Raw genomic sequence first — 13428 nt, forward strand, 5'->3', positions numbered from 1 at the left:
AAACGGGGCCGCCGCGGGACCGCGCCGGGCGGCGGTCCCGGGGCCCTCGGTGGCGGGCATCAGCGCCGGCGGCGGGTGCTCCGGCGCTCCACCAGCTTGGTCTCCAGCAGGTGGGCGGCGGGGGGATTCTGGTTCCCCGGGTGGTGGAGCCTCTCGATCAGCAGGTTGGCGGCGAACGCGCCCTGGTCGGCGACCGGCTGGGCGATGGTGGTCAGCCCCAGTAACCAGCTCATCTGATGATCGTCGATGCCGATGAGGGAAACGTTCTTGGGAGCTGACAGGCCGAGATCCCGCAAGGCCATCAGTGCACCGAAGGCGGTTTCGTCGCAGCCGGCGAACACGGCGGTCGGCATCCTGCGGTTCTCGATCAGCTCCGTCATGGCCCGGCGTCCGCCCTCGATGCTGGATCCGGCGTCGAGCACCAGGTCGGGATCGACGGTCAGCTCGTGCTCGGCGAGGGCCAGTTCGAACCCGCGCCTCCGGGCGTCCGCGGTGACCACCGAACGTCCCTCCTGCTCCCGCCCGGCCAGCATCGCCAGGTCCCAGTGGCCCAGTCCGAGCAGGTGGCCGGTGGCCTGACGCGCGGCCTCCTGATCGTCGATCCCCACGTTGTCCCACGGCACCGCGTGCATTCCCACACTCGCGACGGCCAGGCCGGAGGCTTCCAGCGCCGCAATCTCACCGCCGTCGAGGGCGACATTCAGCAGCAGGACACCGTCCACGCGCTGGGCCAGCCCGGCGAGGTCGCCGAAGAGTTTGCGCTGCACGCTGGGCCGGTTCCGCAGGCTGACCAGCACGGTGTCGTAGCCGCTGTCGGCGAGAACTTCCTCCGCAGCCTCGACCGCCCGCGCGAAGTACCAGGCGGTCGCGGTGGGGACAACAATGGCCACGGCCCCGGTGGTCCCGCCGGCCAGCCGGGCCGCGGCCGAGGACGCCTTGTAGCCGAGCTTGGCGGCCGCGTCGGTGACTTTGGCCTGGGCCTTTTCGGAAACGTTGGGGAGGTGCCGGAGCGCCCGCGAGACGGTGCAAATGGAGAGCCCGGAAAGGGCGGCCACGTCCTGGATTGTCACGCGCGGAGCCTTAGTCATGCGACACGGGCCTGGACCTTTCTTCCCCCTGCAGTAGTGGGCCGGTTTAAAATGGCCAAAGTAAACTGTAAACGCTTATAAATTCGGCGCGCAAGTGGCTGCAGAATTCCATCCGGTGGAGTTTCCGTCGGCGCCGCGTCCGGGCGCGGCGCAGGCCCGGCTCGGGTGCGTCTCAGCCGGCGCAGGCCCGGCTCAGCGCAGCACGTAGTGGCGCAGGAAGGCGCCGACGTCCACCAGTTCCGCCGCCGAGACCGAGTGGCCCATCCCGGGGTAGCTGCGCGCCGTGAGCTGGGTGTGCCGGTGCAGCCATTCCTCGGTGTGCGCCGTGGCGTCCTCGTTGATCACCGGATCCGCCTTGTCCCGACCCCAGAAGAACGGCGGCCGCGCGGTAAAGGACTCGCTCATGGCCAGCAGCTCGTTGTCCAGCACAAAACCGGACAGCCCGACGACGGCGCGGAACGCCTCCGGCCGCAACCGCAGCAGCATGCTCGCCATGGCCATGCCCTGGGAATAGCCGAGCAGGCTGACGCTGCTGTGCTGGCCCTTGACGGAGTCGATCCAGCTGAAGACCGAGGTGGTGGCGGAGATGACGTCGGCGAAGTCGTGGGTGAGGAAGTAGTCCAGCAGGAACCAGCCGTAGTCGTCGCCGATCACCTTGGGCCCGCGCGGGGCTGCGCAGGTGAACTCGGGCGGCAGGCCGGGGAAGAGCTTGGCCATCCGGGTCTCGTCCGTGCCGTAGCCGTGCAGCATCACCAGCAGCGGCGTGCCGGCACGCTCGTGCTCGGGCCTGGACCAGGCGACAGTTTCCATGGGGACAGCCTAGCCAGCCGCCGAATCAGCCCCGGACACGGCGATTTTTCCGGCGGGGCGTGGCCACAATCGTTGAAACGACAGGTACCGGGCTGTAGCGTGACGCTGGACAGCATGCTTAGCATTACCTATCGGTCCCACCGGACAACAAGGAGCAAGTCATGAGAATCGGTTCCTCCATCTTCCTTATCGCCCTCGGCGCCATCCTGGCCTGGGCCATCGCCCCCGGCCTGATCCCCAACGTCGACCAGACCATGATCGGCTACATCCTGATGGTGGTCGGCGTCATCGGACTGGTCGCATCCCTGATCCTGGCCTCCCCCGGCCGCAGCCGCACCCGCCGGGTCAGCGAAACGCGCTCCGTCGTCGACCCCAACACGGGCGAAACCATCACCCGCAACGAGAGCCGCGACGCCGGCATATAGCCGCAGGCACTCCCCCGGCGCAGCAATGCGCCGCAGCAACCAACCCGGACGCCGGGCCGGACCGCACAGGTCTGGCCCGGCGTCTGTTGTTTAACGGGCCGCATCCCGGGCGGAGCCTGCAGTGCCGCCCACGCGGCGGGTGGGCATGCCCGTTTCCCCATGTCCCCAGCTCCCTGTGTCCCCGCCAACCAACGGACGTGCCCATCCCCGCGCACCACTACTGGACATATGCCCTATATGTCCACTTCCCCGGCCGGGCAGTGGACATGTTCAGCGTTACTGGCCTCGAGAAATGGGCATGCCCGTCGGCCATGCCGTGGGTTGGACATGTCCAGCGTTACTGGCCTCGAGAAATGGGCATGTCCGTCGGCCATGCCGCGGGTTGGACATACCCTCCGGCGACGTCGCAAAGGATGGACATGTCCCTCGCGAGGGCTCAGCGACGGGCATGTCCCCGCGGGAGCGGCAGACCAGTTCTGCGTTCGTGTTGTTTTTTCGTTGACAAAGCCACATGAACAAAGATAAAGTCAAGCAATTCCACTTCGTGTGATGGGGGTCACCGAAGCACCCGGAATCCGCAGCACCCGCAGCAGTCGTCGCAATGGAGGGCACGTGTTCGCCGAGGAACGCCAGCAACTGATCGTGGAGCTCGTCGCCGCCAGCGGCCGGGCCAGCGTCACCGACCTCGCCGAGCGTTTCAACATCACCACCGAAACCGTCCGCCGCGACCTGGCCGCCCTCGAGACCGCCGGCACTGTCCGCCGGGTCCATGGCGGCGCCGTCTCACCGGAGCGCCTCAGTACCACGGAAGAAAGCATCCTCGAACGCACGGTGCAGCGGCAGAGCGAGAAGACCCGGATCGCCAAGGCCGCCCTTGACCTCATTCCCCAGGGCCGCGCCGGAAGCGTCCTGATCGACGCCGGCTCTACCACCGAGGCCCTGGCCGAGATGCTCGCGGCACGGACCGCGGGGGCCGGCGCGGGCCCGGCCGGAGCGGGCCCCGCAGCAGCGGGCGGCCCGTCGGGGCCGGCCGCCGGTGAAGCGGAGCTCGTCGTTATCACCCACGCACTGCCCATCGCCGCGAAGCTCTCCGGCGAGCCCGGCATCGCGCTGCACCTGCTGGGCGGCAAGGTCCGCGGCCTGACCCAGGCCGCCGTCGGGCAGTCCACCGTGGAAGCGGCCCGCCGGATCCGGCCCGACATCGCGTTCATCGGCACCAACGGCATTTCCGCGGCCTTCGGGCTGAGCACTCCCGATCCTGAAGAAGCAGCCGTCAAGGCCGCCTTCGTCCATTCAGCGCGCCGCATTGTGGTGCTGGCTGATGCCTCCAAACTGGACGCCGAGACGCTGGTCCAGTTCGCCTCCCTGAAAGATCTGGACACCGTGATCACAGACACGAACCCCAGCCCGGACCTCGCCGCGGCCCTCGCCGACGCCGGAGTGGAGGTGGTGGTCGCATGATCGTCACCCTCACGGCCAACCCCAGCCTGGACCGCACCGTGGCGCTGCCCGGGCCCCTGCTCCGCGGCGAAGTCCAGCGTGCAACCTCGGTCCGGCAGGAATCCGGCGGCAAGGGCGTCAACGTCTCCCGCGCCCTCGTGGCCTCCGGACTCAAGACCGTCGCGGTGCTTCCCGGCGCCGAGGCCGACCCGGTCCTTGCCGGGCTGCGCGAAAACGGCGTGCCCTTCGCCGCCCTCCCCATCGGCGAGCCGCTGCGCAGCAACGTGGCCCTCACCGAGCCCGGCGGCGTCACCACCAAGATCAACGAACCCGGCCCGGTCCTGAATACGGAGCAGCAGGAGGCCCTGATCGGTCTGCTGCTGGATTCGGCCCGCGGCGCCAGCTGGGTCGTGCTGGCCGGATCGCTCCCACCCGGAGTCCCGGCCGACTTCTACGCCACCGTCACCCGGCGGCTGCGTTCCCTGCACGACGGCACCGAGGCACCCCTCATCGCCGTCGACTCCTCCGGCGAACCGCTCGCCGCCGCAATCTCCGGGGATCCCCTCGGGAGGCCGGACCTGCTTAAACCCAATGCCGAGGAACTGGCGGAACTGGCTGCCGCAGCCGGCTTCGCCACGGACAAGTCCGCCGAGGAACTCGAAGCGGATCCGGAGGCTGCCGCGGCAGCCGCCGCCGCAGTCGTGCGTTCCGGAGTGGGTGCGGTACTCGCCACCCTCGGTTCCAAGGGTGCGGTGCTTGTGACGGCCGACGGCGCGTGGCTGGCCACGCACCCGCCGGTCAAGGCGGTCAGTACGGTCGGCGCCGGCGATTCCTCGCTTGCCGGCTACCTGCTCGCCGCCAGCCAGGGCGCCGCCCCGGCCGATTGCCTGCGTCAGGCGGTGGCCCACGGGGCCGCCGCTGCCTCCCTGCCCGGGTCGACCGTCCCGGCAGTGCACCAAACCACCCCCGCCGCCGTAACCATCACGGCCCTGAAGAAGGATTGACAGTGACCCAGCTCATTACTACCGAACTGGTCGAGCTCGACCAGAATCTCGGCACATCGCCCGAGGACGTGATCCGGCACCTGGCAGGCAGAGTTGCGGCCAACGGACGCGCCACCGAAGTCGAAGGCCTCTTCGCCGACGCCTTCGCCCGGGAATCCAAGACCGCCACCGGTGTGCCCGGCGGCATCGCGATTCCGCACTGCCGCTCGACGGCCGTCACCGAGGCCACCCTGGCCATGGCACGGCTGTCCCAGCCGGTCGATTTCGGCGCCAAGGACGGCCCCGCGGACCTGATCTTCTTTATCGCGGCCCCCGAAGGCGCGGACCAGGACCACCTCAAGCTGCTCTCCAAGCTGGCCCGCTCGCTGATCAAAAAGGACTTCACCGCCGCCCTGCGGGCCGCCGCCACCCAGGCCGAGGTGGTGGAACTGGTCGAGGGCGCCCTCGCCGACAAGCCCGCAGCCCACGCCGCCGCACCGGCAGCCGCCGCGGTCGGGACAGCCGCCGGGTCAACACCCGCAGCCGCCGGGGCTCCCCGCGCCAAGCGCCTCGTCGCCGTCACCGCCTGCCCCACCGGCATCGCCCACACCTACATGGCCGCCGACTCGCTCGTGGCCGCGGCCAAGGAAGCCGGCGTGGACCTGCAGGTGGAGACCCAGGGATCCTCCGGCGCGAAGGCCTTGGACCCGGCCGTGATCGCCGCCGCCGACGCCGTGATCTTCGCCGTCGACGTCGACGTCCGCGGCAAGGAGCGCTTCGCCGGCAAGCCCGTGATCAACGCCCCGGTCAAACGCGGCATCGACGAGCCGGAGAAGATGGTCGAGGAGGCCCTCGCTGCGGCGGACAACCCCAACGCCCGGCGCGTGCCGCACTTCGGCGCGGAGGAACAGGCCCAGCACGAGGCCGAGGAAAAGGGCGAGCACATCGGCCAGAAGCTCAAGAAGGCACTGCTCACCGGCGTCAGCTACATGATCCCGTTCGTGGCGGGCGGCGGCCTGCTGATTGCCCTCGGCTTCCTGATGGGCGGGTACCTGATCACGAAGTATGCGGACACGATCGTCGTCCAGAACAGCCTCTTCAACCTGCCCACCGAGTTCCCGGACAACGCCTGGGGCCCGCTTGGCGCCTACCTCGGCGCGGTGCTGTTCAAGATCGGCGCCCTGTCCCTCGGGTTCCTCGTCCCGGCCCTGGCCGGCTACATCGCCTACGCCATCGCCGACCGCCCCGGCATCGCGCCGGGCTTCGTCGCCGGTGCGGTGGCAGGCTTTATGGGCGCCGGCTTCCTCGGCGGCATCGTTGGCGGCCTGCTCGCAGGCTACGTCGCCCTCATGATCGGCAGGCTCCAGGTGCCGCGCTGGCTGCGCGGCCTGATGCCGGTGGTCATCATCCCGCTGCTGGCCTCCCTGGTCGCGTCCGGATTGATGTTCCTGATCCTGGGCGGCCCGATCGTCGCGATCACCAAGGGCCTGAACGGCTGGCTGTCCGGCCTCACGGGTGCCAGCGCCATCGCCCTCGGCGTGATCCTGGGCCTGATGATGTGCTTCGACCTCGGCGGGCCGGTCAACAAGGTCGCCTACGCCTTCGCCGTCGCCGGCCTCGGCGCCGCGAGCATGGACAACCAGGCACCGTGGCAGATCATGGCCGCCGTGATGGCGTCCGGCATGGTTCCGCCGCTGGCCATGGCCTTGGCTTCCACCGTCCTGAACAAGAAGCTCTTCAGCCTCGCCGAACAGGAAAACGGCAAGGCGGCCTGGCTGCTGGGGGCGTCCTTCATCTCCGAAGGCGCCATCCCCTTCGCCGCCGCGGACCCGCTGCGCGTGATCCCGGCCAGCATGCTGGGCGGGGCCGTCACGGGGGCGATGTCGATGGCATTCGGCGTCGGTTCCAAGGCACCGCACGGCGGGTTCTTCGTCTTCTTCGCGATCGACAACTTCCTGATGTTCTTTGTCTCCATCGCGGTGGGAGCGGTTGTGTCGGCCTTCGCCGTGATCGCGCTCAAGCGCTGGGCAGTCAAGAAGACCGTTGATACGGTGGAACCGGTTCCCGTAACCGTCTGAGCCGGTCCGCAAGAAACCTTCCCAAGCTGATAATCCCAAGCTGAATCCAAGGAGCAACAATGACCGAACGTAACGCCACCATTGCCAGCCGCGTCGGGCTGCACGCCCGCCCGGCCGCCATCTTTGCCGAGGCTGCAGGCGAGTTCGATCTCGAAATCACCATCGCCCGGCTCGGCGAACCGGAGGACGAGGCCATGGACGCCGCCAGCATCCTGTCCCTGATGAGCCTGGGCGCCTCGCACGGCGAGGTTGTGGTGTTGCGTGCCGAGGGCGACGGCGCCGACGCCGCCCTCGAGCGCCTGGTCCAGATCCTCGAAACGGACCACGACGCCGAATAGCACTACCTCGTGCGGCCGCCGGCCTTTCTCCCCTGCCAGGGGCGGGGGGCCGGCGGCCGCGCGTCGTTAAGGCCCGGTGCTTGTGGCTCATGCCCGGAGGGGCATGCCCATTCCTCGGCGCCAACCCCAAGGGGCATGCCCATTCCCGGCGCCAACCCTCAGGGGCATGCCCATTCCCGGCGCCAACCCCAAGGGGCATGCCCATTCCCGGCGCCAACCCCAAGGGGCATGCCCACTCCCGGCCGCGGCCAATGGACATATAGGCACTATGTCCAACGGCAGGCCCGCCCGCTGGGCATGCCCATTCCTCGGCGCCAACCCGCGATGTCCAGCCCAGCCCTGGCTTCGAGGCAGGGCATGTCCATCGGTTGCGCCGCCAGTCGCGACCCCGGGGCACACTTCATAAGGGAACTTAGTAAGTGCTTGTCTTCGCCGTGCGGCGCGGTTAGTTTGGGAACCGCGGCACCACCACCGTGGAGCGCCGCAGCAACGCATCCCGGACCGAAGGAGATCACCGCATGGCAAGCGTGCAGGAAAGCATCGAAGTCGACGTTCCCGTGTCCACCGCGTACAACCAGTGGACCCAGTTCGAGACCTTCCCGAGGTTTATGAAGGGGGTCGAGGCCGTGGAGCAGATCGACGAGACCTCCCTGCAGTTCCGCACCGACATCGCCGGGGTGCGGCGCGAATACCTGGCCCAGATCACCGAGCAGGAACCGGACCGCAGGATCGCCTGGGTCAGCACGGACAAGCCCCGCAACGCCGGCACCGTCACCTTTGAACCCCTCGGCGCGGAGCGGGCCCGCGTTAACGTCGAACTCGAGTGGGAGCCCGAGGGCGTGGTGGAGAAGGCCGGTTCCGCCGTCGGGGCGGACAGCCGCCAGGTCAGCGCGGACCTCGGCCGCTTCAAGGAGTTCATCGAATCCCGCGGCATCGAAACCGGTGAATGGCGTTCCTCCGTTGACCGCGGCGAGGTTGACGACGTCGACCCCGCAGCCGGCGAGCCGCGGTAGCCATGCCCGCCAAGAAGGGTGCGCCGCAGGGTTCCGAGAGTCCCAGCATCAAGGACCCGGAAATGTACGAGGCCCTGCTGGAAGACGGCGCCTCCAAACAGAAGGCGGCCCGGATTTCCAACGCCGCCGCTAGGCGTGGCCGGTCCGCCGTGGGCCGCAAGGGCGGCGAATCCGGCGACTACGAGGACTGGACCGTCCCGCAGCTGAAGAAAAAGGCCAAGGAGATCGGCCTCAAGGGCTACTCGGCCAAGAAAAAGAGCGAACTGATCTCCGCTCTGCGGAACTCCTGAGCCGATGACGGCGGGGCCGCCGGTCAACAACGGTGCGGGCTCAGGCGCCCTTGCGCGCCGTTTTGGCGGCCGGAGTCTTCGCGGCAGGGGTTTTGGACGCGGTGGCCTTGGCAGCGGTGGTCTTCGCAGCTGTGGTCTTGGCGGCGGCCTTCGCGGCCGGTTTGGCCGCCGTCCCGGCACCGCCGGAGGCACCGCCGGAGGCAGCCTTGGCAGTGGACTTGGCCGAGGTGCTCGCCGCAGTCTTGGCCGCTGCCTTGGGGGCAGCAGCGGACCGGGGCGACTTGGCCCCGCCGGCCTTGGCTTTGCTCCCGCCGTCAGCGCCGTCTGCCCCGGAGTCGCCGGCGGCCGCACCACGTTTGCGCTCGATGCTGCGTTTGAGCGCCTCCATCAGGTCGATCACCTCGCCGGTTCCGGGCTCCGCCGCCGGTGCGCCGAAAGTCGCCTCCGTGTCCAGGGATTCGCCCTGCTCGAGCTTGGCCTCGATCAGCTGCCGCAGCTGGATCTGGTAGTCGTCCGTGAACTGCTCGGGTTCGAAGTCGGCCGCCATCGAGTCCACCAGGGCGGCGGACATTTCCCGTTCCTGGGCCGAGATCCGCACGCTGGCCTCGAGCGCGGGGAAACTCGCCTCGCGCACCTCGTCGGCCCAGAGCAGGCCCTGCAGCACCAGTACGTCGCCGCGGATCCGGAGCGCCCCGAGCCGGCTCTTCTCCCGCAGCGCGAACTGCACAATGGCCACCCGGTCAGTGTCCTCCAACGCCCGGCGGAGCAGCACGTAGGCCTTCGGCGACTTGGCATCCGGTTCGAGGTAGTAGCTCTTCTCAAACGTCATCGGGTCCAGCTGCTCGGCGGGGACAAACTGCACCACCTCGATCTCGTGGCTGTTCTCCGCCGGGATGGACTTGAGCTCCTCGCGGCTGAGGATCACCGTGCGGCCGTCCTCCTCGTAGGCCTTGTCGATGTCCTCGTAGTCGATGATCTCGCTGCAGACCTCGCACCGGCGCTGGTAGCGGATCCGGCCGCCGTCGGCGTTGTGGACCTGGTGCAGGCTGATGTCGTGGTCCTCGGTGGCGCTGTAGACCTTGACGGGGACGTTGACCAGGCCGAACGCGATCGCGCCTTTCCAGATGGCTCTCATGGCTCAAGTGAACACCAGAGCCGCACGGAGGTGAAGTGTTTTGGCTGAGGGCAAGGAACGCGTCCGGGTCGACGGCCGGGAGCTGGTGCTGACCAACCTGGACAAGGTCATGTATCCGGAGACCGGAACCACCAAAGCAGACGTCCTGGCCTACTACGCCGCGGTGGCGCCGGTACTGATCCCGGCGGCCGCGAACCGGCCGGCCACCCGGAAACGCTGGGTCCACGGCGTGGGCACCGCGGACGCACCCGGCGAGATGTTCTTCCAGAAGAACCTGGACCACTCCACGCCGGGCTGGGTGCCGCGCGCCGCCATCACCCACAAGGAACGCACCATCCAGTACCCGCTGGTCAACGATCCGGCCACGCTCACCTGGCTGGCCCAGATCGCGGCCTTGGAGATCCACGTGCCGCAGTGGCGGGTGGACCCGCACGGCAACGCCCTGCCGCCGGACCGGCTGGTGCTGGACCTTGACCCCGGCGACGGCGCCGGCCTGGCCGAATGTGTGGAGGTCGCTAAACTCGCCCGCAGCATCCTGGTGGACGTGGGCCTGGAGCCGGTCCCGGTGACCAGCGGCAGCAAGGGCATCCATCTCTACGCCGCGCTGGACGGCACCCAAAGCTCGGACCAGGTCTCGGACTTCGCGCACGAACTCGCCCGCGCCCTCGAGGCGGACCACCCGGAGCTCGCCGTGAGCGACATGAAAAAGACCCTGCGCACCGGCAAGGTGCTGGTGGACTGGAGCCAGAACAGCGCCGCGAAGACCACGATCGTGCCCTATTCGCTGCGCGGCAGGCTGCGGCCCACGGTGGCGGCTCCGCGGACCTGGCGCGAACTCGCTTCGGCCTCGCTGCGCCAGCTGGACTACCGGGAGGTGATGCAGCGGGTGAAGGCCGGCAAGGACCCGTTCGCGGTCATCTCCGGCGGCGCGCACGGCGGCACCTCCAGCGGCGCCTCCAACGGCGCCGGGGCTGACGCCCCCGCGGAGCTCGACGGCGGCGGCACCGACCCCCGGCTGGAGGAATACCGCGCCAAACGGGACGCGGCGGCCACCCCTGAACCGTTCACGGCGGACCGGCACCGGAGCCGGAACGACGGCGGCACCCTCCGGGAAAGCTTCGTCATCCAAGAGCACCACGCCAGCCGGCTGCACTACGACTTCCGCCTCGAGCGCGACGGCGTGCTGGTGTCCTGGGCGCTGCCCAAAGGGGTCCCCACCACCAAAACCAAAAACCACCTCGCGGTCCAGACCGAGGACCACCCGCTGGACTACGCGGACTTTGAGGGCACCATCCCCAAGGGCCAGTACGGCGCCGGCGCCGTCAGCATCTGGGACCGCGGCTCCTACGAATGCGAGAAATGGATCGCCGGCAAGGAAGTCATCGCCACCCTCACCGGGGACCCGGACGGCGGGCTGGGCGGGACCCGGCGGTTCGCGCTGATCCACACCGGCCAGGCCACCGACCAGTGGCTCATCCACCTCATGGACACGCCGGGGCAGGGCCACACACCCACCCCCGGGGACGCTCCGGCGGACGGGACGGCCACCCGGGCCGACGGCACCCCCGCCGCAAGCACCGCCTCTGCCCCGGATCGAGCGCAGGATCCCGCCCCGGATCCGGCGGAGCTCGCACCGATGCTGGCCAGCGCCGGAACCCCCGCGGACCTGGCGGACAAGAACTGGCAGTTCGAGCTCAAATGGGACGGCGTCCGCGCCCTGGTCCTGGGCGACTCGCAACGGATCCGGCTGATCAGCCGCAACGGCAACGACATGTCCGCCAGCTACCCGGAGCTCACCGACCGCGGCTGCTGGCCCCCGCAGGACTTCGCCGCCGACGGCGAGATCATCGCCGTCGGCCGGTCGGGAAGGCCCGACTTCGGGCTGCTGCAGGGGCGGATGAAACTCAGCAAGGCCGCCGACGTCGCGAAGGCGCGGGCCGCCACCCCGGTGCGCCTGATGCTTTTCGACCTGCTCACCGAGGGCGGCGAGGACCTCCGGCGCCGCCCGCTGCGGGAGCGGCGGAAACGCCTCGAAGCGTTCGCCGCGGCAGGCTTCCGGGCCGGCAACCAGGAAGATTCCTGCCCGGTGGAACTCTCCGAGGTGATCGACGCCGACGTCGGGCACCTCCTGGAGAGCGCGCAGGAGCTCGGGCTCGAGGGGGTGATGGCCAAGCGCACCGGCGGACGCTACGTGGGGCGGCGGAGCCGGTCCTGGCTCAAGCTGAAGTTCGAGAAGACCCAGGAGGTGGTGGTCGGCGGCTGGCGGCCCGGCAACGGCGGCCGCCGCGACTCGGTCGGCTCGCTACTGCTGGGCATCCCGGACGGGAAGACACTGCGCTACGTGGGCCGGGTGGGCAGCGGATTTTCCACCCGTGAACTCCAAGAGCTGCGCCGGCAGCTGGACGCCATCCCCCGCAAGACCTCCCCCTTCAGCGAGGTCCCCGCGGAGGACGCCGCCGACGCCCGGTGGGTCTCCGCCAGGCTGGTGGGTGAGGTCACCTTCGGCGACTGGACCTCCAGCGGGAAGCTCCGCCACCCGGTCTGGCGGGGCTGGCGCCTGGACAAGGCGCCGGCCGACGTCGTCGCCGAACATGGCTGAGGGCCCGCCGCAGCGGACCCTCATGATTCTTAGTCGTGGTGCGGGATCTGTGGGCGGCTTTGGCGGTGGATGGCGGCGTCGGCCACCTGCTGCGCCTGTTGCCCGCGGACCACGTCACGGTCCTTGGGATGACGGTGCTTTCCGCTGCCGTCCGGCCACTCATGGCCGTCGGCCGGCGACGGCGGCTGCGGACGTTTGCCCTCCGGGCCCGGAACCTCGTCCATGGACGCTGCGAGGTGGCTGGCCACCTCAGGCTTGATCTCTTCTCTCGAGTGATGATCCGCCATGGCTCTTCCTTTCTCCGATGAAATGAAGCGTCCCACAATCGTAGGTCGGCGCCGGTGAGATGTCTCTAGGTGCTACCAGCGGACCTTCTTCTGCGCGGGGCCCTGCTTGCCGCTGGCGTGGGTGGGCTTATGGCTGCGCCCAACGCTGGGCAGTCCGGTGCCGCCGCGGGATTTGCTGGCAAGCATTTCCTTCTGGGCGTCGGTCAGCCGGGACTTCATGCCCCGCTCCGGTTTCGGCGCGGCGCCGGGTTCCTCCGCGCCAGGGGTCCCGGGCTGCTCCTGCTTGCCGGTGTTCGTCATGGAGGCTCTCCTCGGCTCGGCTCGGCATGGATCGACGCCGGCAACGGAACCGGCGACGGGTCCACTTTAGGCAGTTGCCACGCCGCTTGAACAGGGGTTCGGCAGCGGCTCGGGCACCGAAGTTAAGCTGTGGCACATGGATTACACGCTTCGCCACGCCACCGCCGACGATGCGGATGCGCTGGTTCGGATGCACACCCTGGCGCACGAGCAGTGCTACGCCACCCAGCTGCCCTCGGCGTTCTTTGCGGCCCGGCGCGCCAACATCCTCGACCGGATCGAACGGCGCCGCCCGCACCTGGACAGCGCCGAACCCCGGATCATCGCCGTGGACGCCAGCGGCGCCATCATTGGGTTCGCCGACGCCGGACCGGGCCGGGACGCGGACAGGCCCTGCGATCTGGAGCTGTACTCCCTCTACACACTGGCCCCGGCCTACGGCACCGGACTGGGCGCCGCGCTGCTGACGGCCGCCCTCGGCGACTCCCCCGCGTACCTGTGGGTGCTGGAAGAGAACCCCCGCGCCCGGGCCTTCTACGCCAAGCACGGGTTCGTGCCCGACGGGGAGCGGAAACTGCTGCCGCCCGAGTGGTCCGAGCTGCCCGAAATACGCCTGACCCGGCCGGCGACGCCCCGGTAGGA

General features: G+C 69.4%; 14 protein-coding genes. 9 read left to right on the top strand and 5 right to left on the bottom strand.

What is annotated here, in order from left to right; translation table 11 throughout:
* Positions 1–59: 59 nt before the first annotated feature.
* A complete protein-coding gene (locus E7Y32_RS04300; protein ID WP_261382534.1) occupies positions 60–1070 on the bottom strand; it encodes a LacI family DNA-binding transcriptional regulator in 1011 nt (336 codons plus the stop codon).
* A 210-nt stretch (positions 1071–1280) separates the two neighbouring features.
* Positions 1281–1898 (bottom strand): alpha/beta hydrolase, encoded by a 618-nt coding sequence (locus tag E7Y32_RS04305; protein WP_146336036.1) that lies wholly within the window; start codon positions 1896–1898, stop codon positions 1281–1283.
* 161 nt (positions 1899–2059) lie between these two features.
* Between E7Y32_RS04305 and E7Y32_RS04310 the strand changes: the two genes are divergently transcribed.
* The 7 genes from E7Y32_RS04310 to E7Y32_RS04340 all read left to right on the top strand — a co-directional run bounded on the left by E7Y32_RS04310 (position 2060) and on the right by E7Y32_RS04340 (position 8465).
* Entirely contained in the window at positions 2060–2323 is a 264-nt protein-coding gene (locus E7Y32_RS04310) for a DUF6458 family protein (RefSeq protein WP_146336037.1), read from the top strand.
* 612 nt (positions 2324–2935) lie between these two features.
* Positions 2936–3784 (top strand): DeoR/GlpR family DNA-binding transcription regulator, encoded by an 849-nt coding sequence (locus tag E7Y32_RS04315; protein ID WP_146336038.1) that lies wholly within the window; start codon positions 2936–2938, stop codon positions 3782–3784.
* Complete coding sequence (locus E7Y32_RS04320; RefSeq protein ID WP_146336039.1) at positions 3781–4767, top strand: 1-phosphofructokinase family hexose kinase; 987 nt, start codon at positions 3781–3783, stop codon at positions 4765–4767. Before E7Y32_RS04315 ends, E7Y32_RS04320 begins: the two co-directional genes overlap by 4 nt.
* Before the next feature lie 2 nt (positions 4768–4769).
* On the top strand, positions 4770–6824 hold the full coding sequence (locus tag E7Y32_RS04325; RefSeq protein WP_146336040.1) for a fructose-specific PTS transporter subunit EIIC: 2055 nt from the start codon (positions 4770–4772) through the stop codon (positions 6822–6824).
* A 59-nt stretch (positions 6825–6883) separates the two neighbouring features.
* Positions 6884–7162 carry an HPr family phosphocarrier protein gene (locus tag E7Y32_RS04330; RefSeq protein ID WP_056736454.1) on the top strand — a complete coding sequence of 93 codons (279 nt, stop codon included), beginning with the start codon at positions 6884–6886 and terminating at the stop codon, positions 7160–7162.
* Between the two features lie 518 nt (positions 7163–7680).
* Entirely contained in the window at positions 7681–8175 is a 495-nt protein-coding gene (locus E7Y32_RS04335; protein WP_146336041.1) for an SRPBCC family protein, read from the top strand.
* Positions 8176–8177: 2 nt separating this feature from the next.
* Entirely contained in the window at positions 8178–8465 is a 288-nt protein-coding gene (locus E7Y32_RS04340) for a Rho termination factor N-terminal domain-containing protein (protein WP_146336042.1), read from the top strand.
* A gap of 40 nt (positions 8466–8505) precedes the next feature.
* Here the strand turns inward: E7Y32_RS04340 and E7Y32_RS04345 are convergent, their stop codons facing one another.
* Complete coding sequence (locus E7Y32_RS04345; RefSeq protein ID WP_146336043.1) at positions 8506–9600, bottom strand: Ku protein; 1095 nt, start codon at positions 9598–9600, stop codon at positions 8506–8508.
* Positions 9601–9640: 40 nt separating this feature from the next.
* Between E7Y32_RS04345 and E7Y32_RS04350 the strand changes: the two genes are divergently transcribed.
* Complete coding sequence (locus tag E7Y32_RS04350; RefSeq protein WP_146336044.1) at positions 9641–12199, top strand: ATP-dependent DNA ligase; 2559 nt, start codon at positions 9641–9643, stop codon at positions 12197–12199.
* A gap of 29 nt (positions 12200–12228) precedes the next feature.
* On the opposite strand, the gene E7Y32_RS04355 is transcribed toward E7Y32_RS04350, so the two are convergent.
* Together E7Y32_RS04355 and E7Y32_RS04360 are read right to left on the bottom strand one after the other, a co-directional pair.
* Positions 12229–12486, bottom strand: coding sequence for a hypothetical protein (locus E7Y32_RS04355; protein WP_146336045.1), 258 nt, complete (start codon positions 12484–12486; stop codon positions 12229–12231).
* A 72-nt stretch (positions 12487–12558) separates the two neighbouring features.
* Positions 12559–12786, bottom strand: a complete 228-nt coding sequence (locus E7Y32_RS04360) for a hypothetical protein (RefSeq protein ID WP_146336046.1) — start codon at positions 12784–12786, stop codon at positions 12559–12561.
* 136 nt (positions 12787–12922) lie between these two features.
* On the opposite strand from E7Y32_RS04360, the gene E7Y32_RS04365 reads away from it, so the two are divergent.
* Complete coding sequence (locus E7Y32_RS04365; RefSeq protein WP_146336047.1) at positions 12923–13426, top strand: GNAT family N-acetyltransferase; 504 nt, start codon at positions 12923–12925, stop codon at positions 13424–13426.
* Positions 13427–13428: the final 2 nt, after the last annotated feature.

This window comes from Arthrobacter sp. UKPF54-2, assembly GCF_007858535.1.
GTDB lineage: Bacteria > Actinomycetota > Actinomycetes > Actinomycetales > Micrococcaceae > Arthrobacter.

Coding starts and splice junctions, on each gene's coding strand:
- E7Y32_RS04305 (WP_146336036.1), bottom strand. CDS start 1,898: ATGGAAACTGTCGCCTGGTCCAGGCCCGAGCACGAGCGTGCCGGCACG.
- E7Y32_RS04310 (WP_146336037.1), top strand. CDS start 2,060: ATGAGAATCGGTTCCTCCATCTTCCTTATCGCCCTCGGCGCCATCCTG.
- E7Y32_RS04320 (WP_146336039.1), top strand. CDS start 3,781: ATGATCGTCACCCTCACGGCCAACCCCAGCCTGGACCGCACCGTGGCG.
- E7Y32_RS04330 (WP_056736454.1), top strand. CDS start 6,884: ATGACCGAACGTAACGCCACCATTGCCAGCCGCGTCGGGCTGCACGCC.
- E7Y32_RS04335 (WP_146336041.1), top strand. CDS start 7,681: ATGGCAAGCGTGCAGGAAAGCATCGAAGTCGACGTTCCCGTGTCCACC.
- E7Y32_RS04340 (WP_146336042.1), top strand. CDS start 8,178: ATGCCCGCCAAGAAGGGTGCGCCGCAGGGTTCCGAGAGTCCCAGCATC.
- E7Y32_RS04345 (WP_146336043.1), bottom strand. CDS start 9,600: ATGAGAGCCATCTGGAAAGGCGCGATCGCGTTCGGCCTGGTCAACGTC.
- E7Y32_RS04355 (WP_146336045.1), bottom strand. CDS start 12,486: ATGGCGGATCATCACTCGAGAGAAGAGATCAAGCCTGAGGTGGCCAGC.
- E7Y32_RS04360 (WP_146336046.1), bottom strand. CDS start 12,786: ATGACGAACACCGGCAAGCAGGAGCAGCCCGGGACCCCTGGCGCGGAG.
- E7Y32_RS04365 (WP_146336047.1), top strand. CDS start 12,923: ATGGATTACACGCTTCGCCACGCCACCGCCGACGATGCGGATGCGCTG.